Below are 25,513 nucleotides of genomic sequence, written 5' to 3' on the forward strand. Positions count from 1 at the left end.
CATGTTTGAACCTGAACGCAGCCTATTCGTCGCCCAATATGACGCGGGTGAGCCTCAAGTGGTGTTCACGCGTCAAGTAGGTGATCTTGAAACACCGGTTTCTGCTATGCTGAAACTTTCAGCGGAGCGTGAAAATTGTTTTTTGCTCGAATCCGTCGAAGGCGGTGCTGCACGGGCACGCTATTCAATTATTGGGCTTGATCCTGATGTTGTCTTTCGTGCTCATGGCAATGAAGCTGAAATCAACAATAAAGCAATAACATCACCAGACACCTTTGAGCCTTGTAGTGAACCAACATTGGATGCTCTTCGTGCGTTGATTGCTTCATCAAATATTGCCCTACCGGAAGGCCTGCCCCCAATGGCTGCGGGTGTGTTCGGCTATCTGGGCTATGACACAATCCGCCTTATCGAACATTTACCAGACATCAACCCTGACCCCATCGGCGTGCCGGACGCTCTTATGATCCGCCCTACGGTCATTGTTATTTTTGACAGTGTTAAAGACGAAATCATTATTGTTACACCAGTACGGCCCAATAGCACTTTGAGTGCTGAGAAAGCCTATACTCGCGCACTTGATCGATTAACCAGCGTTATGGATCAGCTAGACAATCCAATCGATAAAAAAGCACATGACATTGCGTCAGATTTTAATATTGAAATTTCCTCAAACACGTCAAAAGCCGACTATCTAGATATGGTTGCCAAGGCGAAAGACTATGTTGCGGCGGGTGATATTTTTCAGGTCGTCCTCGCCCAGCGCTTTGAGGCCGAATTCACATTACCACCGTTCGCGCTTTATCGTGCACTCAGACGAACCAACCCTGCTCCTTACTTATTCTTTTTGAAATTTGCAGGCTTTTGTGTTGCCGGTTCTAGCCCTGAAATTTTAGTGCGGGTGCGTGATGGCGAAGTCACCATGCGCCCTATAGCCGGAACAAGACCTCGTGGAGCAACAGAGGCCGAAGACAAAGCCAATGCAGCCGATCTTTTAGCTGACCCGAAAGAATGTGCTGAGCATCTTATGCTTCTCGACCTTGGTCGCAATGATGTCGGCCGTGTAGCAAAAATCGGCACCGTCAACGTGACAGACCAATTCTTTCTCGAGTACTACAGCCATGTCATGCACATCGTCTCAAATGTGACTGGCGAGCTTGACGATGCCAACCACGATATGATCAGCGCATTATGCGCAGGCTTTCCTGCGGGCACAGTTTCGGGTGCACCCAAGGTGCGAGCAATGGAAATTATTGACGAGTTGGAACACGAAAAGCGCGGTATTTATGCAGGCTGTGTTGGTTATTTCACCGCTGACGGCGACATGGATACATGTATTGTCCTGCGCACATCAATCATCAAAGATAATAAGATGTATGTGCAGGCAGGCGCTGGTATTGTGGCAGATTCCGTGCCAGAGAGCGAGTATCAAGAGTGCGTCAACAAAGCCAAAGCACTCTTTAAAGCAGCAGAAGAAGCTGTGCGCTTTGCAAACCAAGTCGGACGGGGGCAATAGTCATGAGTTTTATTGTCATCGATAATTATGATAGTTTCACCTATAATCTAGTCCATTATTTAGGTGAACTAGGTGCCGAACTGGTCGTCCACCGAAATGATAAAATCACAGCCGAAGAGGTTTTGAATTTAAAACCGGAAGGTATCATCCTCTCTCCCGGCCCCTGCTCGCCAAATGAGGCGGGTATCTGTCTTGATTTGCTCAAACAAGCTGATGGAAGAGTACCCATCCTCGGTGTTTGCCTCGGTCATCAAGCAATCGGTCAGGCTTACGGCGCAAAAGTGGTGCGTGCCAAAAGCTTGATGCATGGCAAAGTGAGCGAGATAAATCATAACGCAAAAGGTGTATTTGCTGGTCTCAACGGTCCAATCAATGTGACCCGCTATCACTCGCTAACACTCAAAGAAGACAGTCTTCCTGACAGCCTTGAAATAACCGCAACGGCTAAAGACGGTACAATCATGGGCGCCATGCATAAAACGCACCCAGTCCACGGCGTTCAGTTTCACCCTGAAAGCATTGCCTCTGAACATGGACATCATATATTGCGTAATTTCTTGGATATTGCGAAAAAGAACACCTGACTTATTTTGAGGATACTGAGATGCCTGACATCAAACCATTGATTGCCAAAGTGGCAAACGGTGAAAGCCTGAATCGGGAAGAAGCCTCAAGCGCTTTTGAAACCATCATGTCAGGTGATGCAACACCATCACAAATCGGCGGCTTTCTAATGGGGCTGCGGGTGCGCGGTGAGACGGTTGACGAGCTAATCGGTGCGGTAAGCACGATGCGCTCTAAAATGACGCCGGTAGCGGCACCAAAAGAGGCAGTTGATATCGTCGGCACGGGCGGCGACGGCTCCGGCACCTATAACATTTCAACTTGCTCAGCTTTCGTACTGGCTGGCGGCGGTGTTCCCGTTGCTAAACACGGCAACCGTGCCATGTCCTCTAAATCCGGCGCAGGCGATGTTTTGTCGGCTCTTGGAATCAATCTTGATATCGATGCGGCAACCATCACAAAATGTATTCATGAGGCCGGTATTGGTTTCATGTTTGCCCCAAACCACCACGCTGCCATGCGCTTTGTAGGCCCTACACGCGTTGAACTTGGCACACGCACAATTTTCAATCTGCTTGGTCCAATGTCCAGTCCTGCCAGCGTTAAGCGACAGATGATAGGGGTTTTTTCAAAAGACTGGCTCATGCCGATGGCTGAAACATTAAAATCTCTCGGCTCAACCGACATATGGCTCGTGCATGGCGACGGCAATCTGGATGAAATATCTATTTCAGGTCCCACACATATTGTTGCCCTAAAAGACAATAATATCAGTCAAATGACAGTAAAACCAGAAGATGTAGGCATCAAAAGCGAACCCCTATCAGCCATCAAAGGCGGGGATGCCGTGGAAAACGCCGCAGCTCTTCGCGCTGTATTAGGTGGCGAGGTAAGCGCGCATACAGACACAGTCTTACTCAATGCTGGCGCAGGGTTCGTAGTTGCCCGAAAAGCAGATACATTGGCAGACGGTATTGCACTAGCAAGAACCAGCATTTCATCAGGCAAAGCACTCAATGCCCTCGATAAACTCGTTGAGGTATCAAACACCAAATGAGTGATATTCTCAAAAAGATTGAGCTTTATAAACGCCAAGAAGTCGCCGCCGCAAAAAATGTGGTCTCACTTGATGAGTTAAAAGCGCGCGCGGCAGATCAATCTCCCCCTCGCGGTTTTCTCAAAGCGCTTGAAATCAAGAAGGCTGCTGGTGACTATGGTTTGATTGCAGAAATCAAAAAAGCCAGTCCATCGAAAGGTCTCATCCGTAAAAACTTTGATCCAGCAGACCATGCTCGTGCTTATGCAGCTGGCGGGGCGACTTGTCTTTCTGTTCTCACTGATGGTCCTTCTTTTCAAGGGAAGCCCGACTATCTGATAGCAGCACGTGAAGCCTGTGATCTGCCTGCCCTTCGCAAAGACTTTCTCTATGAACCTTATCAAGTCTATGAGGCTCGTTCTTGGGGGGCTGATTGTATTTTGATCATTTTGGCCTCAGTCACAGATGATGAAGCCAAAGCGCTTGAAGAGACCGCTTTTGAGCTTGGTATGGATGTTCTATTGGAAGTGCATAATGCCGAAGAACTAGAGCGCGCGCTTAAACTCACCTCACGGCTTCTTGGTATTAACAATCGCAATCTCAAAACATTTGATGTGACATTAGCCACATCTGAAGCCTTGGCACCACAAGTACCAAGCGACCGGCTTCTTGTGGGAGAAAGCGGTATATTTACAAGCGAAGACACAGCACGGCTGGAAGCCATTGGCATCACAACCTATCTGGTCGGCGAGAGCTTAATGCGGCAAGATGATGTGGCAGCCGCCACTCGTATTATACTTGAACGCAAAGAAGGAGCAGCGTGATGGCGAGGGAAACCGATACTCTCACTCACATCGACAGTGATGGCACAGCCAATATGGTTGATGTTGGCAACAAAGAAGTGACCACACGCATAGCTCGCGTTGAAGGTGCCGTGATAATGAAGCCTGAGACATTAGCAATGATTATAAAAGGCGACGCAAAAAAGGGTGATGTTATAGGCACTGCACGGCTAGCAGGTATTATGGGCGCAAAGCGCACATCTGATTTGATCCCGCTTTGTCATCCCTTGGCGCTCACCAAAGTAAGCGTTGATATCACACCAGATGAAAGCTTGCCCGGCTTACGAGTAGAGAGTATGGCAAAATGTACAGGTCAAACAGGCGTTGAAATGGAAGCACTTACCGCTGCCTCCATTGCCTGTCTGACGATCTATGATATGGCAAAAGCAGTTGACCGCACCATGACCCTCACCGGCATTCGTTTAATTGAAAAAAGCGGTGGTGTCTCTGGCGACTTTAAGGCGTAAATCATGCTGCTGCCGGTCCATGAAGCTCTCACCCGTGTCTTAGAAGATGCACCAAAAACTCAAACTATACATGTGCCGCTTCATGAAGCCGATGGCTATACGCTCGCGACAAATGTTGCTGCCACACGCACACAGCCACCCTTTGCAGCTTCCGCCATGGACGGCTATGCCGTGCGCCATGCGGATTTGGTGCTTGGAAAATCACTTGAAGTCATAGGTGAATCTGCTGCAGGACACCGATTTTCCGGCACGTTTCAAGCTGGCAGTGCTGTAAGAATATTCACCGGCGCGCCCCTGCCCGATGGCGCAGATACCATCTTAATACAGGAAGATGCAGAGCGCGATGGCGATACGATCATACCGCGCGAGATACCAAAATGTGGTCTTTATGTTCGCCCAGCAGGAATGGATTTTGCCGAAAATGAAGAACTGATCAGCGCTGGCACCATCTTAAACTTTCAATCAATATCCATTGCAGCCGCCATGAACCACCCGACCCTGCCGGTTCACAAAAAGCCAATCATTGGTATCATGTCAAACGGTGATGAATTGGTCCTGCCCGGTGAAGTTCCCAATGATGATCAAATTATTGCGTCAAACGCTTTTGGTGTTGCCAGCCTCGTGCGAGCAGCAGGCGGTGAAGTGATAGACCTTGGCATTGCACGGGACACAACATCAGATATCGTCAATGCCTTTGATCGCGCCCAAAGCGCGAAATGCGATGTTCTCGTCACACTTGGCGGCGCATCCGTGGGTGATCACGACCTCATCAAACCCGCATTAGCGAAAAAAGGCGTGACACTCGATTTTTGGAAAATCGCTATGCGTCCAGGCAAGCCTTTCATGTTTGGCAAATTAGACAACATGCGCATGCTCGGCATGCCGGGCAATCCTGTTTCCTCTCTTGTCTGTAGCCTGTTGTTTTTGCGCCCGCTCTTGCTTGCCATGCAGGGGCGCGATCCAGCCTATGATCTTGATACAGCCCTTGTTGGCACCCCAATTCCTAAAAACTCACAACGCCCCGCCTATTTGCGCGCATTTGCTGCTAAAGTGGACGGGAAATGGGTGGTTGATACTTTTGCGCAGCAAGATAGTTCGATTTTATCAGTCTTAGCAAAATCCAACTGTCTCGTCTTGCGTGACTCTTTTGAAGAACCTGCAAAAACTGGTGATCGTTGCACCATAATGTGGATTTAAGCCGTGTTTGATCTTCGAGATATGGAACTGCTAATCGCCCTTGATCACCATAGGCATTTTGCGCGTGCGGCGGCACAATGCGGCATATCACAACCCGCTTTTTCTGCGCGCATAAGGAACCTCGAACTAGAACTGGACACGTCGCTCATACAACGCGGCAATCGGTTTATGGGTTTCACACCAGAAGGCGATATTGCTCTTAAATGGGCTCGTAAATTAATGCTTGATGCAGACGGCTTTCGACAAGAACTCACATCCGCAACCAAAGAGCTTGAGGGTAATCTTAGCATTGGCGTGATACCAACGGCTCTGCCCATTGCGGGACAAATCCCGATGATCATCCAACAAAAGCACCCTCAATTGCGTATTGAGATTAGCTCGGCAACATCAATAGAGATAAAACGTGGCTTGGAAAATTTCTCGTTTGGCGCGGGCATTTCCTATATCGAGGACGGACTTGGCTCCTCACTGGAAGTTACTCATTTATATAATGAACAATATTATCTGTTGGCGCCAAAGAAACTGCTCAAGAACCAGAAACAGACAATTACATGGCATGACGCCGCAGAACTGCCTTTATGCCTTTTATCGCGCACCATGCGTAATCGCCGTATCATTGAAGAAATATTCACTCAAATTGGTATAAGCATTGAACCTCTTATGGAAACAAATGCGCTGATGATCTCACTGGCTCAAGTCGAGGCAAGTGTCGCTGCGACAATTATCCCAAAAGCCCTAGTCGATGTCTTGCCATTAAGCGACAAAGTCATTGCGCTAAAAATGACAGACCCTGTCGTTGAACGTGAAATTGGACTTTTATTGCCCAAGCGCGAACCAGCTCCCCCTTCACATAAAGTATTGATGGACACCTTAGCGGCTATTTCACGATAACTATAAGCTATCACGCCATTGCATCTTTGAATTTGATGTGATTCCTTGCTTTGACTAGATTCTTCTCTCTTAACGGGAGAATTACGCATGCTCAAGAAAGTTGAAAACAGGCAAGGTGTCTGGAAAGACGGCACGGGCAAAGGCCGAAAAACACCAAAAGGCCGTCAACTTGATGATAAAGCTCTCACAGAAGTGCGTGATCTCCTAGGTGACAAACCGCGTCGACGCGATCTACTAATCGAGCATATGCATCTCATACAGGATAAATATAAGTGCCTATCTGCCGAGCATCTTCGCGCACTTGCCGAAGAAATGCGCCTTGCACAGGCAGAAGTCTATGAAGTGGCAACTTTCTACGCTCACTTTGATGTGGTCAAAGAAGGCGAACAAACGCCGCCCGACATCACCATTCGAGTATGCGACAGTCTTTCTTGTGAATTGGCAGGCGCTCAAGAGCTTTTAAAAGACCTTGGCGATAAATATGGCGGCGGCGGTAACGTACGCGTTCTTCGTGCGCCTTGCATGGGCCGTTGTGACACGGCGCCAACCCTTGAACTGGGTCATAACCACATCGACCACGCTACTGTTGAAAAAGTCGAAACTGCGGTAAATGCCGGTGATACACATCATAAAATACCCGCTTATGAGACATTGAACGCCTATAAAGCTGATGGCGGCTATCAGGCTCTTGAAACGCTCAGATCTGGTGATCAAACACCAGACCAACTGCAAGAAACCATTCTCTCCTCTGGCCTTCGCGGGCTTGGTGGTGCTGGCTTTCCATCCGGCAAAAAATGGTCATTCGTGCGTGCAGAACCCGGGCCCCGCTATTTGGCGGTCAACGGCGATGAAGGTGAACCGGGGACTTTCAAAGACCGCTATTATCTAGAACGCACCCCACATCTTTTCCTTGAAGGCATGCTCATTGCCGCTTGGGCAATTGAGGCTGAAACCTGCTTTATCTATATGCGCGATGAATATCCTGCCGTGCTTGAAATACTAGCAACTGAAATCAAAGCTTTGGAAGCCGCTGGTATTGCTCCTGAGGGTTATATCGACCTTCGTCGTGGTGCAGGCGCTTATATCTGTGGCGAAGAAAGCGCAATGATAGAATCGATTGAAGGGAAACGAGGCATTCCCCGTCATCGCCCCCCCTTTGTGGCGCAAGTTGGCATCTTTAATCGACCGACACTGGTTCACAACATTGAGACATTGCATTGGATTGCTAAAATTTGCCGTGAAGGACCACAAGTTCTGTCTTCTACAGAATTAAATGGCCGCAAAGGTCTGCGCTCTTATTCGGTCTCAGGCCGTGTAAAAAAACCGGGCGTGAAGCTTCTTCCTGCAGGTTCCACCATCACAGATATCATTGAAGCTTGTGGCGGCATGTTAGACGGCCATGAGTTCAAAGCCTATCAACCGGGTGGACCATCATCGGGCCTCCTTCCCGCCTCCATCAACGATGTGCCGCTTGATTTTGATACACTTCAACCGCTTGGCACCTTCATAGGTTCTGCTGCTGTTGTTATTTTATCAGACAAAGATTCAGCCCGCGACGCAGCGCTTAACATGTTGAAGTTCTTTGAAGATGAAAGCTGTGGCCAATGCACACCTTGCCGCAATGGTTGCGAGAAAGCTGTAAAACTGATGCAGGCCGACGCATGGGATCAAGACCTGCTCACCGACCTATGCGATGTGATGGCTGATGCCTCTATCTGCGGCCTTGGCCAAGCAGCGCCAAACCCGATTAAGCTGACAATGCAACATTTCTCAGACGAGATTTAAGGGTAAAATAATGCTTGAAACAAACTCAAATAACCGCGTTACCTTTTCTCTTAACGGCAAAGAAGTCTCCGCCACAAAAGGCGAAACCATTTGGGATGTTGCCAAAGGTCAAGGCACAACAATTCCCCACCTTTGCCACAAAGACACAACTGGCTATCGTCCTGATGGCAATTGTCGTGCCTGTATGGTGGAAGTGGAAGGCGAGCGTACGCTTGTGGCGTCTTGCATTCGCCCTGTCAGCGAAGGCATGGTTGTTAAAACATCGAGCGAGCGCGCTGAAAAATCACGTAAAATGGTGATGGAGCTTTTACTAGCAGACCAGCCAGCACGTAATGAAGCACATGATAAATCCTCCCATTTTTGGGACATGGCAGATGCGCAAAATGTGGCAACGAGCCGTTTCCCTAAAATCGAAAAAGAGTTTATTCCCCTCCTAGACTCAAGCCATGTGGCCATGAATGTTAATCTGGATGCCTGCATTCAGTGTAACCTGTGCACCCGCGCCTGCCGCGAAGTGCAGGTCAATGACGTGATCGGCATGTCCGGCCGTGGCCGCACCTCTGAAATCATCTTTGATATTCATGATCCAATGGGCTCATCGACCTGTGTAGCCTGTGGCGAATGTGTTCAGGCCTGCCCGACAGGCGCGCTCATGGAAGCCAGTGTGCTTGACGATAATCAACTAGGCGATAGCAAAGACCATGACCGCGAGGTTCAATCTGTATGCCCTTATTGTGGTGTTGGCTGTCAGCTTTCCTATAAAATAAAAGACGACAAAATCATCCGCGTAGAAGGTGTTGATGGTCCTGCCAATGAAAGCCGCCTTTGTGTCAAAGGTCGTTTCGGCTTTGATTATGTAGACCACAAACACCGCCTAACAAAGCCACTTATTCGCCGCGATGACGCGCCAGAAAAAGGCCTCAATGTTGACCCTAACAATCCATTGACGCATTTCCGCGAAGCCACATGGACAGAAGCGCTTGGTGTCGCAGCAGACGGTCTTGGCGGCTTACGTGACAGGCTTGGCGGCGAAAGCGTTGCAGGCTTTGGCTCAGCGAAATGTTCCAATGAAGAGGCCTATTTATTTCAAAAACTGATCCGCACGGGCTTTGGCCACAATAATGTTGATCACTGCACACGGCTTTGCCACGCTTCATCCGTTGCAGCCCTCATGGAAAATGTCGGCTCAGGTGCTGTAACAGCAACCTTCAATGAAATAGAGAACGCTGATGTTGCAATTGTGATTGGTGCAAATCCAACAGAAAATCACCCCGTTGCGGCCACCTATTTCAAGCAATTCACTAAGCGTGGCGGCAAGCTCATTGTCATGGACCCACGCGGTCAAGGCCTAAAACGTCATGCATCGCACATGCTGCAATTCCGCCCCGGCTCTGATGTCGCCATGCTGAATGCTCTCATGCATGTCATCGTTGAAGAAAAGCTATACGACGAACAATATATTCAAACCTACACTGAAAATTGGGATGCGATGAAGGATCATCTAACCGGGTTTTCACCAGAAAAAATGGCCCCGCTCTGCGGCGTTGAGGCTGATGTCTTACGCGATGTGGCGCGAACCTTTGCATCCGCCAAAGCTGGCATGATCTTCTGGGGCATGGGTATTTCACAACATATCCACGGCACAGATAATTCACGCTGCCTCATCTCACTTGCACTTATGTGTGGTCAAATAGGACGCCCGGGCGCCGGTCTTCACCCACTACGTGGACAAAACAACGTACAAGGCGCATCAGATGCAGGCCTTATTCCGATGTTCCTGCCTGATTATCAGTCAGTGGCTGATGATGGCGTACGCTCACTCTTTAACGGAATTTGGGAGCGCGATGATTGGAACCCTCAACGAGGATTAACAGTGGTTGAAATCATGGACGCGGTCCATGATGATAAAATCAAAGGCATGTATGTGCTGGGTGAAAATCCTGCGATGTCTGATCCTGATGTAGAACACGCCCGCGACGCTCTCGCCAAACTCGAATGTTTGGTCGTTCAAGATATTTTCTTAACTGAGACGGCCAATTACGCCGATGTCATTTTACCAGCATCCGCATGGGCTGAAAAAACCGGCACAGTCACCAATACAAACCGTCAGGTGCAAATGGGCCGTCCAGCCACCACCCCTCCAGGTGAAGCGCGCGAAGATTGGGCAATCATCACCGACCTTGCCAACCGACTTGGTCTCAATTGGCACTATGGACACCCATCTGAAGTCTTTGCCGAAATGAAGCTTGGCATGAAATCACTTGATAATATTACATGGGAGCGGCTCGAAAATCAGGATGTTGTCACCTATCCATCCCTATCACCGGAAGACCCCGGTCAAGCGATCGTATTTGGTGACGGGTTCCCACGCGCTGATAGCCGCGCTCGGTTTACGCCAGCGCAAGTGACACCACCCGCTGAGGTGCCAGATGAAGAATACCCGATGATCCTCACAACGGGTCGTCAGTTAGAGCATTGGCATACGGGCTCTATGACACGGCGCACCAATGTTCTTGATGCTGTGGAACCACAAGCCAATGCATCGCTACACCCCAAAACTTTACGTAAAATGGGCGTGGCACCGGGTCAGATGATCGATATTGAGACCCGTCGCGGGGTGATCTCTATCATGGCACGCGCAGACCGTGCGGTGGCTGAAGACATGGTATTCATGCCGTTTGCCTTCGTGGAGGCTGCCGCCAACACGCTGACCAACCCGCAGCTTGACCCTTTTGGCAAAATTCCAGAGTTCAAATTCTCCGCCTGTCGCGTTGCAGCGACCAAGAGCGGTGATTTGGAAGCGGCAGAGTAATAATGCTTCAGCTCTTTTCAATGCTAGAAACAAAAAAGCCCCGCAACATATGCGGGGCTTTTTAATTCAAATTATGTCGTCAACTACCGACCAAAAACTTTATTCCAAAGTGGTGCCGTTTTGATGGAGACACCAGCACGGATTGCATGGATGCCACCAAGGTCAACGTTTACACCGCCAAACACATCAGGTAAAAACCCATCACTACCTAAATCAGAGTAGGTGTATTGCACGCGTGCAGACACATAGTCGGTTAGTGCTGCTTCAACACCTGCACCCACAGTCCAGCCAAATTGAAATTCGCTCTCCGAACCGAAACCAGGTAAATTAACTCGAACATTCCCGTAAGCGAGGCCGCCCGTTACATAAGGTAAAACACGGTCAAAAGCATACCCAACTCGACCACGAACAGATGACAAAGTTCTCAGATCAGCAGTCGCAGGCCCCCCATCGAGTATGGTATCTGAGCTTGTGAATGAAAAGTCGTTATCAATGCCGAAAACAACATTGCCACTTTGGAAGTTGTAACCGCCAAATATTCCGCCATGTACGCCGTCTAAATTTGTGCCAGTAACGAAATCAAATGGTGCCACTATTGGAGTCGATGCGGTTACATTAGAACCAAACACGCCACCACCTTGGATACCAAAGTAACCGCCGCGCCAATCGTGTGCTTCTTCGACGACGGGCGCTGGATCGATGTCCGCAGCATGTGCGCTTACGCCTGCAAGCATGGTTGATGCGAGGGCTAAGGAGATGAGGTACTTCATGATGATCGCTTACTTTTAGAATTTGATTCAAGTATTTGTCCAATGTAGACGCTACCGATAGAGGGAGCGCAACTCAATAATCGCAAATCGTGCGCTTTCGCTCGAATTTGTGACGCAAATACCACAAAAGCCCGACATGATCGGGCTTTTGTTTCTCGAAATTGCTAGAATTCAGCTAATTTTTTGAAGCAATGAATCCACCGACGCTTTCGCGTCACCATAGAACATCCGCGTATTCTCTTTATAAAACAATGGGTTTTCGATACCAGAATAGCCCGTACCCTGCCCACGTTTTGAAACAAACACCTGCTTTGATTTCCAAACTTCCAACACCGGCATGCCAGCGATTGGGCTGTTTGGATCATCTTGTGCAGCCGGATTTACAATGTCATTGGAACCAACAATGATTGTGACATCCGTATTCGGGAAATCGTCATTGATCTCATCCATTTCCATCACAATATCATAGGGCACCCTTGCTTCCGCCAAAAGTACATTCATGTGACCTGGCAGACGCCCTGCAACAGGGTGGATTGCAAAGCGAACTTCTTTGCCCTTCGCCCGTAGCCGTTTAGTAAGCTCAGAAATAGATTGCTGCGCCTGCGCCACCGCCATGCCGTAGCCTGGCACGATCACAACGCTATCAGCTTCTTCTAAAGCGGCTGCAACACCATCAGAATCAATAGCAATCTGCTCACCTTCAATTTCCATCGCCGGACCACTTGCACCACCAAAGCCACCAAGAATGACCGAGATAAAGTTGCGGTTCATCGCCTTACACATGATGTAAGACAGGATTGCACCAGATGAGCCGACCAATGCGCCCACAACAATCAAAAGATCATTGCCGAGTGAGAAACCAATCGCGGCAGCCGCCCAACCGGAATATGAATTGAGCATAGAGACCACAACCGGCATATCAGCGCCGCCGATACCCATAATGAGGTGATAACCGATAAACAGCGCCAGAAGGGTCAAAAGAACCAAGCTCCAGCTGCCAGAGCCATTAAGATACATCAGCATCATAATGACAGATAAACCAGCCGCGCCCGCATTGAGCATATGGCCACCGTTTAACTGTTTTGCAGATGAATCGACCCGCCCCGCCAATTTGCCATAAGCAATAAGCGAGCCCGTGAATGTCACCGCACCAATCCACACACCGAGCACAAGCTCAATGCGCAAGATATTAATTTCAACAGGCGTTTTCTTGGCGACAAGTTCAGCAAAGACACCCGTGATGGCATCACCGCCAGATTGGGCTGCTTGCACACCAAGGATCGTAATATCAGCGTTAAAACCAACAATGACCGCCGCAAGGCCAACGAGCGAGTGCATGATAGCCACAAGCTCAGGCATTTGTGTCATTTGCACTTTGGTTGCTAGTTGATAACCAACAGCAGCGCCAAGTGCAATCAGCACCAGTGAAGCGCCCCAAAGGCCACTACCCGGCCCCATAAGAGTTGCAAGCACGGCAATCGCCATACCAGCAATACCATACCACACCGCGCGTTTTGCGCTTTCTTGATCGCTCAACCCACCCAGTGAGAGAATGAAAAGAACAGCTGCCACTACATAGGCTGCAATTGTAAATCCGAAATCCATGACGCGATGCTCCTTACGACTTTTGGAACATGGCGAGCATACGCCGTGTTACGAGGAAACCGCCGAAAATATTGATTGAGGCCATAAAAATGGCCGCAGCGGATAAAATGGTAATCAACCACGAACTTGATCCTAGCTGGATCAGCGCACCGAGGATGATGATGGATGAAATTGCGTTAGTCACCGCCATTAAAGGTGTGTGCAGGCTGTGTGCGACATTCCAAATGACTTGGAAGCCGATGAACACTGACAAGACAAAAACGATGAAGTGCTGCATAAAGCTTGCAGGAGCCACAAGCCCCATCAGCAAAAGAGCGGCCGCAGAAACACCAATCAAAGCAACTTGGTTTTTTGTTTGTGCTTTAAAGGCTTCTTCTTCTTCTGCTCTCACTTCTTCAGCGGTCTTTTCAGGTGCTTTTGGCTTTTGAGCCGCAATCGCCTGTACCTTTGGTGGTGGTGGTGGGAATGTTATCTTACCGGCATGCGTCACCGCCGCCCCACGGATCACATCATCCTTCATATCAATTTTTGTCTTACCGTCTTTTTTCGGCGTCAAATCATCCATCATATGACGGATGTTGGTTGAATAGAGCGTCGATGATTGCGTTGCCATACGGCTTGGGAAATCAGTGTAACCAATCACGGTCACACCGCCTTTGGTTTCGATTTTCTCATCCATAACAGTGTAGTCGCAATTGCCACCACGTTCAGCCGCAAGGTCAATCACGACGGAACCGGGCTTCATGGCGTCGACCATGTCTTTGAGCCACAACTTAGGGGCATCACGGCCTGGTATCAGCGCTGTTGTAATAACAATATCAACGTCAGGGGCTTGTTCGCGGAAGAGCTCTAACTGCTTCTCGCGGAACTCTGGTGACGACGGCGGCGCATAACCACCCGTTGCTGCACCATCAACTTGTGTGTCTGTAAAATCGAGGAACAGAAATTCTGCGCCCATTGATTCAATTTGTTCGGCAACTTCAGGGCGCACATCAAAGGCACGAACAATCGCGCCCATGCTTTGAGCTGCACCGATCGCGGCAAGACCGGCAACGCCCGCGCCAACCACAAGAATTTTCGCAGGCGGCACTTTACCGGCAGCTGTAATTTGACCCGTAAAGAAACGACCGAAATTATTGCTTGCCTCAATCACAGCCCGATAGCCCGCAATATTGGCCATAGATGACAAAGCATCCATTTTCTGAGCGCGTGAAATACGCGGCACCATGTCCATCGCAAGACAGGTCACTTTTTTCTTCTTGAGATGCTCAAGCAGCTTTTCATTCTGGGCAGGCCAAATAAAGGAAATCAGTGTTTGTCCAGGCTGGATACGTTTTAGTTCAGCTGCCCCTTCAGGCGCACGCACTTTCACAACAATATCACAGGCTTTCCAAAGAGCCGCCGCTCCCTTGATAACCTCAACGCCCACAGCCTTATAATCAGCATCGGAAAAACGTGCAGCTTTGCCCGCACCGCTTTCAATCGCCACATCATAGCCAAGCTTTTGAAGCTGCACTGCACTTTGTGGCGTCAGCGCCACTCTGTCTTCACCAGCAAATATCTCTTTAGGACTTCCAATTTTCATGGACTAACTTCCCTATCCTTTGTAATTCTCACACTCTGCAACAAATAGAGCGCCGCCTTTGATCAACCCATTAGGCGTCAGCCGCATTCTTTAATACGGTTTAATACAAAAGTATATATTCAATATTAGATTTGGTCTATTGTTGAACAACCATTCTTGATCAATCAGCGAATAAAGATTCCTGACCCTTTGACCATCCAACACTTATCGTTCCTTGATTGATAATAACGGGCCGTTTGATCAAAGTGGGATAAAGAATTAAAAGTCGCTTTGCGTCTTCATCATTTTCCATAACGCGCTCATCATCACTCAGTGCTCGCCATGTGGTAGAGCGTGTGTTGACAAGCTTATCGCGCCCGACAGCGGCAAGCCATTCATCAAGGCTTTCCTTGGAAATACCATCATTGCGCACGTCAAAGAATGTTATCGCCTTGCCAGTTGCCTCAATAGCCTTGATTGCTTTCTTACAACTGTCGCAGTTTTTTAATCCATAAAGTATCAATGTCATTTTATGCTTCTAGTCAGGTATTAGAACGGTAGAGCCAGTCGTAATGCGGCTTTCTAGCGCTTTATGAGCATCGGCAGCTTCGCGCAATGAATATTGCTGATTGACGGGAATGCTAACCGCTCCTTTTTCCACCACATCGAACAAATCTTTTGACATTGCAATCAAATCTTCACGCGCCGCTATATAGTTGAATAAGGTCGGTCGGGTTGCAAATAGCGAGCCATTTTTAGCTAAAAGTGCCAGATCAAAATCGACGATGGGACCAGATGACTGACCAAAGGTTACCCATGTTCCTAAGCGTTTAAGGCATTCCAATGAGCCGGGATAAGTATCCTTGCCGATAGAGTCATAAACAACATCCGTGCCCACACCCTCTGTGATTTCTTGTACACGCTCAACAAAGTTTTCCTCACGATACAAAATCGTATGGGTACAGCCGTTTTCTTTTGCAAGATTTGCTTTTTCTTCTGATCCAACAGTGCCTATCACCGTAGCGCCAAGATGCTTTGCCCACTGACAAACAAGCAGACCAACACCGCCTGCGGCTGCATGAATAAGTATTGTATCCCCTGCCTTCACATCATAAGTCCGACGCAGAAGATATTGTGCTGTCAGACCTTTGAGCATCATGCCCGCTGCGGTTTGGTCATCAATGCCATCAGGAATGGCCACCAAACGATCCACTGGCACCACACGCTCATGTCTATACGAGCCTGTGGGAATGACATAAGCAACACGATCACCCGGATCAACTTCCGTCACTCCTTCCCCAATCACTTCAACAACACCCGCAGCTTCTGCTCCCGGCGTAAACGGCAAACCACTTGGCGAAGGATAAAGACCTGATCTAAAATAAACATCGATGAAATTAACACCAATGGCTGTATGGCGAACAAGAACCTCGCCCGGTCCCGGCTTCGGCGTTTCAATCGAGGTATACTTCATAACCTGCGGCTCGCCAGTTTCACTTACAATTATAGCATTGCCCATTTTAAAGTTCTCCTGTTCCACGCATCATGTAAGCGATTAGCTCAATCGCTTATTGTTTACATGCTTCGTAGTATGATAAAAGCGGCGCTGCAAACTAAATTACCAAAAGGGACAACACTTATCATGTCACATCCCATTATTGTTGGCGCGGGCCCACTTGGACTAATGGCGGCACTTTCCCTTGGTAATCACTACGAAAAAATAACATTGATTGGCCCTGATGCTCCCAAAGATGGACGGACGACTGCCATTTTGAATGAGGGTGTTGATTTCCTTAACTCGCTTGGGGTTTGGGAAAAGCTCAACAACAAAACAGCACCCCTCAAAGTTATGCGCATTGTGGATGGCACGAAACGTTTGATACGGGCCCCTGAAGCACGCTTTGATAGCAGTGAACTTAATGCCGATTGTTTCGGACATAACATAAGAAACCAAGACCTCTTAATAGCGCTCAATGAAACTATAAAAAAGCATTCCAATATCAAGCGCATTAAAATGCCCGCTCTCAGTGTCAAATTCGATAACGAAGAAAAGGCGTCCATAACACTCGAAGACGACACAGTGCTGAATACTGGTTTACTGGTTGCCACTGATGGTCGCAATTCTATGGTGCGAAGTGCCGCTGGCATTCAAACCACACAATGGTCCTACCCACAAATTGCTATGGTTATGGACCTATCGCATACCCGCGATCATGATTTTATTTCAACAGAATTTCACACTGAGAGCGGCCCCTTTACGCTTGTTCCCCTGCCGGGAAAAAACTCCTCACTGGTATGGGTTGAAAAGCCCGATGAGGCGCAGAAAATTCTTGACTTACCTCTCGTTGAATTAGCCCAGCGCATTAGTGAGAAATCTCATTATCTTTTAGGCGATGTAACGATTAAGGCCAAACCAATGGCCTATCCACTAAGTGGTTTGACTGCAGATGAGTTTGGCAAAGGCCCTGTCGTTTTGATTGGTGAAAGTGCCCATGTCTTTCCTCCTATAGGTGCTCAAGGCATGAATCTCGGCATTCGCGACATCAAAGCATTGAGTGACTGCCTCACCCAGCAATCATCCAATCATAACTCAGCTCCATCATCATTATCAGATCAATATTCCAAAGCACGAAAAACAGATGTTACTATCCGCACAAAAGCAGTTGATACACTCAACCGCTCGCTTTTAACTGAGATACTTCCGGTTCACCTTGGCCGTGGCATCGGCCTTTACGCTATTAATTCTTTGCCGTTTTTGAGAAAATTCGTGATGAAACGTGGTCTTAGCGCAGAATAAAGGCCGTTATAGCTTACACCCACTCAGGCAAATAGCGGATCACCTATGTAATGAAAAAAAAGTTCATACCCACAAGATATAAACATTACACAGAGTATATCCTGCTACGCTTTATACGGTTCATACTGCTGTACATGCCTGTCGATATGGCTTCCTATTTAATGGGAAAAGCATGGCGGATCATCGCACCCTTTAACAAGCGCCATCAACGCGCAATACGTCATATGGAATGGGCCTTGGGTGATGACAGCACGCCTATTGAACGTGAGAAAATTGCACGTGCCATGTGGGAGAATATTGGCCGCACTTTTTGTGAGGGCTTGATCTCTGATCGCATATTAAAAAACCCAAAACGCATTATCGCTGACAGCGAGACTTTTCGGTATTGGAATGAAGAATGCAAAGATGGTGCCCTCTTGCTTACACACCATTTTGGAAATTGGGAATTAAGCAGCGCCCCCACCGTATTATATAGCGACCACAAAATATTAGGCATTTATAAAAGTATAAGAAATCCGCTAGTAGAAGCTTTTTTTCTAAAATTACGAAAGCCACTATTTCCCGGAGGGATTTACTCACAACAAGATGGGGCAGCAAAAAAATCCATTGAAAAAATACGCAACGGTATTGATATGGCAATGGTCTGCGATCTTCGCTTTAACCGTGGCATACCAATCAAATTTTTTAATATGCCATTCCCTGTATCAAGTTTCCCTGAGACATTGGCAATTAAATATAAAAAGCCTGTATTTGCTGCTCAATTGCGCCGCGTCAAAGGTGCCCATTTCGCGCTAGATATGAAGCAAATACACTATGAAGCAACTGGCAATCTAAAGGTTGATAGCCGCAATTTAACGCAAGCTCTTCATAGCCAATTTGAATTATGGATCCGTGAAAACCCAGAACAATGGATGTGGGCGCCTTATCGCTGGACCCATCGTCTGCAACCAATTAAAAAGCCAATGTGTTAGAAGTAATTTTGTGCATTAAATCAAAAACTTGCACGAAATCGTCTTGGCGAATAAGATATACAGAATTACGACAGATAGATTATTATCATTGGACGACAAGTGTAATGGAAACAAATAAACAGCGGACAGCTCGCTTTAAAATTGGGCAAGTTGTTCAGCACCGTATTTTTGATTTTCGTGGTGTTATCTTCGATATCGACCCTGTGTTCAACAACACAGAAGAATGGTGGCTGGCTATTCCAGAAGACGTGCGCCCAAAAAAAGACCAACCATTTTATCATCTACTGGCAGAGAATGACGAAATTGAATATATAGCCTATGTTTCCGAACAAAATCTCATAATTGATAAAACAGGACTACCTATCAGACACCCCCAAATACGGGAGGTATTTGGTGAGCTGCGCAATGGTGTTTATGAAAATACCGGACAAGTCATCCATTAAATATCTGCAAAAAACACCTTCAAACAATCATAAAGTCAAAATTAAAGGCGGCCAATTCTGAGCCGCCTTTAATTAAAAATCATCTTAAATGACTGCGTCATTAAAACGCTTATTCTGCTGCTTTTGCAGGCTCGGCAGCCGCACCTTCTTTATTCTCTTTTTCAAGAAGGTTTTTACGCGCTTCATCGGCCTTACGTTGCAAGCGGTCTTGCAATGTCTCTTGAGTTTTAGCAAGAGCCTTCGGATCAACTGCTGGCCCATCATAGGCCGCGGTGAAACCTGTTAATGTTATTGGGAACTCAGCCTGCTTGCCTGCTGGGTTGATGCCAATAATTTTCATCTCATTACCACGCTTCAAGTTTGAGATGAAACCCTTATCAAACCGAGCTTCAGCAAAGCACGCCTGTTGAGTACAGACCTGAAATTTAGCGGTTCCCGTTTTAGCTCCATCAATTTGAATGCGCATACCAGGTTGAATCAAAAGTCCTGGTGGAAGGGCAAAACTAAACCCTTTCTGAGCTGCACCCGCCTGCTCTATAATACGAGCCTGAGCAACTACGGCACCCTTCTCATTAGCCAAGCTGAAGTTCAAAGTACATAATTTTGCTTTTGATCGCGGATCAACTTCACAAATCTTATACCAGCTATTTGTATTTGAAATTGCGGAAGCAGCTTGCGGTGCAGCAGCTTGCGGTGCCGCAGGTTTTGTTTCCTGTGACAAAGCGCCAGATGTCAATAAGCCACAAACTGCGGTTGCGGCTATTAGTGTAGAAACAGGTCGAAAAAACATCTTCATAAAAACCTCAATATAGTTTTGATAGAGTAGTTAACTCCGTCTAAGCATGAAATGACTGTAGTTTCCATACCAATAAGGGAAGAAATGCGGCAATTATATACTTAGGCCAGAATTTGAATCAGCGTATATCGTGTACAACATCAAAAAATGGAAACCAAGTTTTCTGCCTTCTTAATTCCTGGTTATACGCAATTGTGATCACTTTATGAGTTATATATTCCCTAACAAAACCGATAGCAGTGCCTCAGTTTTCATTAAAATGAACCGATGCCAGTTTGATTCTAATAAAACCAGATGAATTCTAATAAACAAGGTGGAACACATTATGATTTTAAAGGAATATCTTTCCTAACAATGATTGTTCTGGTCAAATCCCAAAACATGATTCGCCAAATCAAAATTTTGATAATCATTAGGAACAATAAAACATGAAAATAGGAATGCACTCTATACCGTGTTGCTTGAGAGCCATGTTTGGTTTCATGGTTTTATCTATTTTGTTGCTAACCGCATCATTGTCATCAGCTACAGAAATCAAACCAACACACGGCATATCAATGCACGGCTTACCAGAGCACGAGAATAACTTTGAGCATCTTCCCTATGCAGATCCAGATGCCATCAAGGGTGGCACCATTACTTATGGCATTAGAGGGTCGTTCGATAGTGTGAATCCATTCATTCTGCGTGGCCAAAAAGTCGCAGGATTAAGGGATACCTTTTTTGGAAATAACGTCTATGAAAGCTTGATGTTACGAAGCCGCGATGAGCCTTTCACTATGTATGGATTGCTGGCTGAAAGCGTCTACATGCCGGAAGACCGGTCATTTATTGAATTTACAATGAACCCAAAGGCGCGTTTTTCAGACGGCAATCCTGTCACAGTCGACGATGTGATATTTTCCGCTGATCTATTAGCACAAAAAGGACGGCCCAATTACCAAGGATACTACGCAAGCATTGAAGATATTAAAAAGACTGGTGAGCGAAAAATACGCATCACCTTCAAAAAAGGTACCGACCGCGAGTTGCCGCTCCTTATAAGCCTGCTGCCTATTTTACCAAAACATGCGATTGATCCTGAAACATTCGATCAAACCACATTAACGCCGCTTATGGGTAGCGGACCCTATATCTTGAGCGATGTTGATCAAGGCTCGTCCATCACTCTCACACGTGATCCTAATTACTGGGCCAAAGATTTACCTGTCAAACGTGGCTTTGATAATTTCGATGAAATTCGTTTTACTTATTATCGTGAAACCAACACGCTTTTTGAAGCCTTCAAAAAAGGATTAGTCGATGTCTTTTTTGAAACAGATCCCAACAGTTGGAAAAGCAATTATCAAAGCGTACAAGATCGTATTGTCCAATCGACATTTATGACTGGTGTGTCAACCGGGATGCGCGGATATGCCTATAACACAAGACGCCCTCCCCTAAACGATGTACGCGTTCGCGCGGCTCTTAGTAAACTTTTCGATTTTGAATGGCTAAACAACAATTTGTTTTCCGGCGGGTTCACCCGTACTTCCAGCTTTTTTCAATCCTCTATTCTGTCTTCTCTCAATGTACCAGCATCAAAGCGCGAGCGTGAATTATTGAAGGATTACATGGACGAGATTAATCTTGACGTTCTTGAGGGCACATTTTCACAAACAAAAACGGATGGAACGGGTCGCGATCGCACGGTCTTGCGCGATGCTATAAAAATGTTGAGCACAGCTGGCTATCAATTAAAAGACCGCGTTATGATTGGGCCTGATGGCAAGCCATTAGAGCTTGAGCTTTTGCTACCTGCTGGTGGAGCGGCGGGTCGTATCGCAATATCTTATTCAGAAAACCTGCGCAAACTAGGTATTAATTTGACCATCCGCCAAGTCGATGCCGCGCAGTTTGAAGAACGTCGCAAAAGTTTTGATTTTGATATGATATTATGGCGCTGGTCCGGTTCTCTGTCGCCAGGCAATGAACAATATTTTAGATGGAGTTCGCCCTTTGCCGAACGGCAAGGCTCTTTCAATTTCTCTGGGGTTAAAAGCCCTGGCGTTGATGCAATGATTGACGCCATGCTAGCAGCCCGTGAAAAAGAACATTTTATCGATGCCGTGCGGGCGCTCGATAGACTGTTGATATCCGGCCATTACGTTCTTCCCCATTATCATCTGGGGAAACAGCTTGTAGCCCATAGTACTCGCATAGGCATGCCAGCTAGAGTATCTGTGTATGGAACCCGTCCTGAGACTTGGTGGATCAAAAAGGCTAGTCAATGATTTTGGTCACAGAAGAACAGCGGCAAACCTATATTAATTCTGGGTTGTGGGGTGAAAATTCAGAAACACATTCGCTAGACAGCATCTTACGAACAAATGGGCGCGAGAAAGCAGACACACTCGCTTTTTGTGATGCACCTAACCGTAGTCAATGGACCAGCGGCGAAACGAAGAGCCTCACATGGGGGGCGCTCAACAAAGAAGTAGATATTCTCGCCACCTTCATCAAAGGGCTAGGCTTAGCAAAAGATGCCGTTGTGGCACTTTATGGTCCCAACACCGTCAATATGGCGGTATCTATCTTGGCTATTAATCGCGCGGGATTAATAGCAGCCCCCATACCGCTTTTTTGGCGACAAGCTGAAATGCAAGACTATTTGAGCGAGATCCATGCCCGTGCAATGATCACAGTAGACAGGGTTGAAAATGACTCTCCTGCCCTTCGCTGTCGTGATTTAACACAGCATCTCTTTTCCATGAAATATGTTTTAGCCTTCGGCTATGCTTTGCCCGATGGTGTGGTCAGCCTCGACAAGATACTACCATCCGTTTCAGAGATGATGGAATCTGAACCTGTTTTTGATGTCATTCATCCAGATGCAATAATAAGTCTGCATCCAACCAGTCTACAATCACGAGACACTGAGATCGCGATCCCGCGCACATCAAATCAGTGGCTAAGCACTGAGCGGGCTATTTTTGATGTCATTGAAGAAACAACAAATACACTTTTGCCTTTTGCATTATCTGGGTTGATTGGTTTTTGTGCAGGTATCGTACGAACACTGACACAAAAGGGAGCTGTAAATTTTCACCATTTCCAAACTGATAACATGCTGGCTGGTCATCTTGATTTGGTAAAACCTGATCTCGTGCTCCTTCCACAACATTGTGTTGCTCAACAAATGAACCGGTTTTCAGCCAACCAAAAGGTGACCATCGGCTGTGTATGGAAAAACAATCATTTAGCCCAAATGCCCGTTGAGCAAAGCGATAGTGGCAATCAATTATTCGATGTCAGTATTTTGAATGAGATTGTGGCTCTTGGCCAATTACGCACCCCTGGCCAACATACCCCCAGCTCCTTACCTCTCACCGAAGACGTTCAAGATCTTAGTCTTCGATTGAAAAAACCAACCAACACAAAATTAAAACAGTCCACAAAATTGGCCGGAGGTGAACTTATTGCAACCGGAGCATCTGTCCCTGAAGCCTTGTTCCCAAGCAATAGTGAGAAACGAGCCTTATCACGGCTGAGAAACAAAACAGTTTATGCAGGCGCGTGCACTCATGTTGCCTGCCGTTTGAATGAAAATGACCCTACACAATGCGAGCCGATTGGCTTTTTAATCGATACAATTCAACGCTCCAACCAATTAGCGGTGGCAGGAGAACTTGATGATCTTTATAAATCCGTTGCCAATATCATTGACGCGGCTCATTTTATTGACCCCATAACAGATGAACTAAATGTCGCAGTGGTCACACGTGATCTTACCCTATCAATAGAAACATTTAGCAATCAGCTATCGGAAATGGGCGTTTCTCACCTGAAGATACCCGTAGCGCTTTACCCAATAAATGAAATAAAACGAGGGGTTGGTGGTGTTGTCATGCGCCATGAACTCGTCGAGCTTATTGAGGAAAACAAATCTCGAAAATTGATGGAAGATAGACAACAAGTAGCGATATAATTGCTTAACTCTATTTTCAATTACACATCCGCCTTTCACCCTCGATTCATATTCAACCTTTATCCATGTTCAAAGAAGCGTTCATGAATGGGGAAATAGTGAGCATATGTATAGAGCGGCGCGTGCACTTGTAATCAAGCCATCCAAAGATCAAAAGCTACCAGCCACGGCTTATGACAGCCCTTTGGAGCAGATCATCAATCATGGTGTTATCACCGAAACGGTCTATGCAGGCAGCGACGTTGATTTGAGCGTCATTGACGTCTTACCAGATGTTGTAATTTTGGATGTTGGCTCCGCTTTAGACCCATCCGTTATGTCTGATTATTCAAAGCGTCTGTTATCCAACAAACTCTCTAAAGTGTTGCCAATCGTTGTGGTCGGCTCACCAAATGACTTCAGTCTTTTTGATGTCAATCTACATCTTAATCACCGTGCACCTGCCCATGTGATTGCAAAGAAATTGAAACATCTCATTCGCGTAAACGCTATGAAAATTGAATATGCGCGTAGAATTGAAACCGCCCGTCTGTTTAATGTAGCTGCACCCGCTATTGAGAGTTTGCAAAGCCCTTCTTCTGAACGCTTATTGGTGGTCGGAAAAGGTGAGCGTTATTTTCAGCTTGCGTCAATTTTCAACGGCAGTGCTACCTTGAAATCAGCAGCAAATTTTGAAGAAGCGCGGACTTTGTTTGAGACCCATTCATTTGATTGCCTGATTATCGATACATTGGCCTATACAAATTTCGATATTGATACATTGAAGCAATTCAAACTGGATGCACGCTATTTCACCCTTCCCGTACTACTTTTGCAAGAAGGGCTGGACACGAGCGAACAAGAAGCCCTTGTTGAAACCGGTATTTGTGATCTTTTTGATCTACATGGCGAGGCGAATGAAATTGTGACCCATACCAAGACGCTCATTCAGGCTGAAAAACTGCGAAGCGCCTTGTTGATGGCCTTTAAATCTCGCGGTTTTGACAAAATACGTGATAAATCCACCAATCTGCCAAGCAACGAATTCTTTGAACGTCATCTCGATAAACTGGTACGACAAAGTCAAGCTTGGAAAACACCAATCGCATTTGGAATGCTTGATGTTTCCGTCCTTTTCAACACCGAGACAGCAAGCGATAAGCAACGACAAGATGGCATCTTCGGACAAGTGGGTCAGACGATCGCCTCGCTCGTGCGCGCAGAGGACATTGCAACATATCGCGGCGATGGAAAGTTCATCGTAGCAGCTCCAAATTCATCAGGTCTGACCATCTCTGTTTTGATTGGCCGCATTAGTGCGGTTTTAAGCATGACAGAATTTTCAGTCGGCGGCCTTATGGGTAAAGTCGATGTTGATACTCATTATTTCGACTCCAAGCCTGAAGATAGTCTGGTGCAAATAATGGAAAGCCTCACCACAGCCTATGCTTGAGAACCTCTGTGATTGTGCTATCTCTTGATTCAAGTCCTCAAAAGTGCGGGCTTGTATA

21 protein-coding genes are annotated in these 25,513 nt (G+C 46.9%); 15 read left to right on the forward strand and 6 right to left on the reverse strand.

The features are described from left to right. Position 1 precedes the first annotated feature (1 nt). From trpE to fdhF, 9 genes are all read left to right on the forward strand, one after another. Positions 2-1,516, forward strand: a complete 1,515-nt coding sequence (trpE, locus tag ABJ081_10475) for an anthranilate synthase component I (GenBank protein MEP6357097.1) — start codon at positions 2-4, stop codon at positions 1,514-1,516. A gap of 2 nt (positions 1,517-1,518) precedes the next feature. Next, a complete protein-coding gene (locus ABJ081_10480) occupies positions 1,519-2,100 on the forward strand; it encodes an aminodeoxychorismate/anthranilate synthase component II (GenBank protein ID MEP6357098.1) in 582 nt (193 codons plus the stop codon). Between the two features lie 20 nt (positions 2,101-2,120). After that, positions 2,121-3,137 (forward strand): anthranilate phosphoribosyltransferase, encoded by a 1,017-nt coding sequence (gene trpD / locus ABJ081_10485; GenBank protein ID MEP6357099.1) that lies wholly within the window; start codon positions 2,121-2,123, stop codon positions 3,135-3,137. Beyond that, entirely contained in the window at positions 3,134-3,940 is an 807-nt protein-coding gene (trpC, locus tag ABJ081_10490) for an indole-3-glycerol phosphate synthase TrpC (GenBank protein ID MEP6357100.1), read from the forward strand. The genes trpD and trpC overlap by 4 nt, the downstream gene beginning before the upstream one ends. Next, positions 3,940-4,425 (forward strand): cyclic pyranopterin monophosphate synthase MoaC, encoded by a 486-nt coding sequence (gene moaC / locus ABJ081_10495; GenBank protein MEP6357101.1) that lies wholly within the window; start codon positions 3,940-3,942, stop codon positions 4,423-4,425. Before trpC ends, moaC begins: the two co-directional genes overlap by 1 nt. A gap of 3 nt (positions 4,426-4,428) precedes the next feature. Beyond that, complete coding sequence (gene glp / locus ABJ081_10500) at positions 4,429-5,622, forward strand: gephyrin-like molybdotransferase Glp (GenBank protein ID MEP6357102.1); 1,194 nt, start codon at positions 4,429-4,431, stop codon at positions 5,620-5,622. A gap of 3 nt (positions 5,623-5,625) precedes the next feature. After that, positions 5,626-6,513, forward strand: a complete 888-nt coding sequence (locus ABJ081_10505; protein ID MEP6357103.1) for a LysR family transcriptional regulator — start codon at positions 5,626-5,628, stop codon at positions 6,511-6,513. A gap of 87 nt (positions 6,514-6,600) precedes the next feature. Then, positions 6,601-8,298 carry an NAD(P)H-dependent oxidoreductase subunit E gene (locus ABJ081_10510; GenBank protein MEP6357104.1) on the forward strand — a complete coding sequence of 566 codons (1,698 nt, stop codon included), beginning with the start codon at positions 6,601-6,603 and terminating at the stop codon, positions 8,296-8,298. A gap of 10 nt (positions 8,299-8,308) precedes the next feature. Further along, the gene (gene fdhF / locus ABJ081_10515; protein ID MEP6357105.1) at positions 8,309-11,110 is read left to right on the forward strand and encodes a formate dehydrogenase subunit alpha; all 2,802 of its coding nucleotides are present in this window, start codon (positions 8,309-8,311) and stop codon (positions 11,108-11,110) included. Positions 11,111-11,193: 83 nt separating this feature from the next. Here fdhF and ABJ081_10520 read toward each other — a convergent pair whose 3' ends face one another. The 5 genes from ABJ081_10520 to ABJ081_10540 all read right to left on the reverse strand — a co-directional run bounded on the left by ABJ081_10520 (position 11,194) and on the right by ABJ081_10540 (position 16,568). Beyond that, entirely contained in the window at positions 11,194-11,880 is a 687-nt protein-coding gene (locus tag ABJ081_10520; GenBank protein ID MEP6357106.1) for an outer membrane protein, read from the reverse strand. A 171-nt stretch (positions 11,881-12,051) separates the two neighbouring features. Continuing rightward, positions 12,052-13,485 carry an NAD(P)(+) transhydrogenase (Re/Si-specific) subunit beta gene (locus ABJ081_10525; protein ID MEP6357107.1) on the reverse strand — a complete coding sequence of 478 codons (1,434 nt, stop codon included), beginning with the start codon at positions 13,483-13,485 and terminating at the stop codon, positions 12,052-12,054. 13 nt (positions 13,486-13,498) lie between these two features. Further along, a complete protein-coding gene (locus ABJ081_10530; GenBank protein ID MEP6357108.1) occupies positions 13,499-15,070 on the reverse strand; it encodes a Re/Si-specific NAD(P)(+) transhydrogenase subunit alpha in 1,572 nt (523 codons plus the stop codon). Positions 15,071-15,230: 160 nt separating this feature from the next. Further along, positions 15,231-15,578, reverse strand: coding sequence for a Spx/MgsR family RNA polymerase-binding regulatory protein (locus tag ABJ081_10535; GenBank protein MEP6357109.1), 348 nt, complete (start codon positions 15,576-15,578; stop codon positions 15,231-15,233). A 9-nt stretch (positions 15,579-15,587) separates the two neighbouring features. Continuing rightward, positions 15,588-16,568 (reverse strand): quinone oxidoreductase, encoded by a 981-nt coding sequence (locus ABJ081_10540; GenBank protein ID MEP6357110.1) that lies wholly within the window; start codon positions 16,566-16,568, stop codon positions 15,588-15,590. Between the two features lie 123 nt (positions 16,569-16,691). Between ABJ081_10540 and ABJ081_10545 the strand changes: the two genes are divergently transcribed. The 3 genes from ABJ081_10545 (at position 16,692) to hspQ (ending at position 19,260) form a co-directional block, all read left to right on the forward strand. Continuing rightward, positions 16,692-17,846, forward strand: a complete 1,155-nt coding sequence (locus ABJ081_10545; protein MEP6357111.1) for a UbiH/UbiF family hydroxylase — start codon at positions 16,692-16,694, stop codon at positions 17,844-17,846. A gap of 50 nt (positions 17,847-17,896) precedes the next feature. Further along, positions 17,897-18,817, forward strand: a complete 921-nt coding sequence (locus ABJ081_10550; protein MEP6357112.1) for a hypothetical protein — start codon at positions 17,897-17,899, stop codon at positions 18,815-18,817. Between the two features lie 104 nt (positions 18,818-18,921). Further along, positions 18,922-19,260 carry a heat shock protein HspQ gene (hspQ, locus tag ABJ081_10555; protein ID MEP6357113.1) on the forward strand — a complete coding sequence of 113 codons (339 nt, stop codon included), beginning with the start codon at positions 18,922-18,924 and terminating at the stop codon, positions 19,258-19,260. Between the two features lie 109 nt (positions 19,261-19,369). Here hspQ and ABJ081_10560 read toward each other — a convergent pair whose 3' ends face one another. Continuing rightward, complete coding sequence (locus tag ABJ081_10560) at positions 19,370-20,056, reverse strand: invasion associated locus B family protein (GenBank protein MEP6357114.1); 687 nt, start codon at positions 20,054-20,056, stop codon at positions 19,370-19,372. A gap of 470 nt (positions 20,057-20,526) precedes the next feature. Here ABJ081_10560 and ABJ081_10565 point away from each other — a divergent pair, with 470 nt between their 5' ends. The 3 genes from ABJ081_10565 to ABJ081_10575 all read left to right on the forward strand — a co-directional run bounded on the left by ABJ081_10565 (position 20,527) and on the right by ABJ081_10575 (position 25,455). After that, the gene (locus tag ABJ081_10565; GenBank protein MEP6357115.1) at positions 20,527-22,329 is read left to right on the forward strand and encodes an extracellular solute-binding protein; all 1,803 of its coding nucleotides are present in this window, start codon (positions 20,527-20,529) and stop codon (positions 22,327-22,329) included. Beyond that, positions 22,326-24,023: a class I adenylate-forming enzyme family protein gene (locus tag ABJ081_10570; GenBank protein ID MEP6357116.1), complete on the forward strand. Its 1,698-nt coding sequence runs from the start codon at positions 22,326-22,328 to the stop codon at positions 24,021-24,023. The genes ABJ081_10565 and ABJ081_10570 overlap by 4 nt, the downstream gene beginning before the upstream one ends. 106 nt (positions 24,024-24,129) lie before the next feature. Further along, complete coding sequence (locus ABJ081_10575) at positions 24,130-25,455, forward strand: diguanylate cyclase (GenBank protein ID MEP6357117.1); 1,326 nt, start codon at positions 24,130-24,132, stop codon at positions 25,453-25,455. Positions 25,456-25,513 lie beyond the last annotated feature (58 nt).

The organism is Hyphomicrobiales bacterium (assembly GCA_039989895.1).
Classification (GTDB): Bacteria; Pseudomonadota; Alphaproteobacteria; order Rhizobiales; family JACESI01; genus JACESI01.

Bases quoted from the DNA above. Each gene is read 5' to 3' on its own strand.
- trpE (MEP6357097.1), top strand. From the start codon at position 2: ATGTTTGAACCTGAACGCAGCCTATTCGTCGCCCAATATGACGCGGGT.
- ABJ081_10480 (MEP6357098.1), top strand. From the start codon at position 1,519: ATGAGTTTTATTGTCATCGATAATTATGATAGTTTCACCTATAATCTA.
- trpD (MEP6357099.1), top strand. From the start codon at position 2,121: ATGCCTGACATCAAACCATTGATTGCCAAAGTGGCAAACGGTGAAAGC.
- trpC (MEP6357100.1), top strand. From the start codon at position 3,134: ATGAGTGATATTCTCAAAAAGATTGAGCTTTATAAACGCCAAGAAGTC.
- moaC (MEP6357101.1), top strand. From the start codon at position 3,940: ATGGCGAGGGAAACCGATACTCTCACTCACATCGACAGTGATGGCACA.
- glp (MEP6357102.1), top strand. From the start codon at position 4,429: ATGCTGCTGCCGGTCCATGAAGCTCTCACCCGTGTCTTAGAAGATGCA.
- ABJ081_10510 (MEP6357104.1), top strand. From the start codon at position 6,601: ATGCTCAAGAAAGTTGAAAACAGGCAAGGTGTCTGGAAAGACGGCACG.
- fdhF (MEP6357105.1), top strand. From the start codon at position 8,309: ATGCTTGAAACAAACTCAAATAACCGCGTTACCTTTTCTCTTAACGGC.
- ABJ081_10520 (MEP6357106.1), bottom strand. From the start codon at position 11,880: ATGAAGTACCTCATCTCCTTAGCCCTCGCATCAACCATGCTTGCAGGC.
- ABJ081_10525 (MEP6357107.1), bottom strand. From the start codon at position 13,485: ATGGATTTCGGATTTACAATTGCAGCCTATGTAGTGGCAGCTGTTCTT.
- ABJ081_10530 (MEP6357108.1), bottom strand. From the start codon at position 15,070: ATGAAAATTGGAAGTCCTAAAGAGATATTTGCTGGTGAAGACAGAGTG.
- ABJ081_10535 (MEP6357109.1), bottom strand. From the start codon at position 15,578: ATGACATTGATACTTTATGGATTAAAAAACTGCGACAGTTGTAAGAAA.
- ABJ081_10540 (MEP6357110.1), bottom strand. From the start codon at position 16,568: ATGGGCAATGCTATAATTGTAAGTGAAACTGGCGAGCCGCAGGTTATG.
- ABJ081_10545 (MEP6357111.1), top strand. From the start codon at position 16,692: ATGTCACATCCCATTATTGTTGGCGCGGGCCCACTTGGACTAATGGCG.
- ABJ081_10550 (MEP6357112.1), top strand. From the start codon at position 17,897: ATGAAAAAAAAGTTCATACCCACAAGATATAAACATTACACAGAGTAT.
- hspQ (MEP6357113.1), top strand. From the start codon at position 18,922: ATGGAAACAAATAAACAGCGGACAGCTCGCTTTAAAATTGGGCAAGTT.
- ABJ081_10560 (MEP6357114.1), bottom strand. From the start codon at position 20,056: ATGAAGATGTTTTTTCGACCTGTTTCTACACTAATAGCCGCAACCGCA.
- ABJ081_10565 (MEP6357115.1), top strand. From the start codon at position 20,527: ATGTTTGGTTTCATGGTTTTATCTATTTTGTTGCTAACCGCATCATTG.
- ABJ081_10570 (MEP6357116.1), top strand. From the start codon at position 22,326: ATGATTTTGGTCACAGAAGAACAGCGGCAAACCTATATTAATTCTGGG.
- ABJ081_10575 (MEP6357117.1), top strand. From the start codon at position 24,130: ATGTATAGAGCGGCGCGTGCACTTGTAATCAAGCCATCCAAAGATCAA.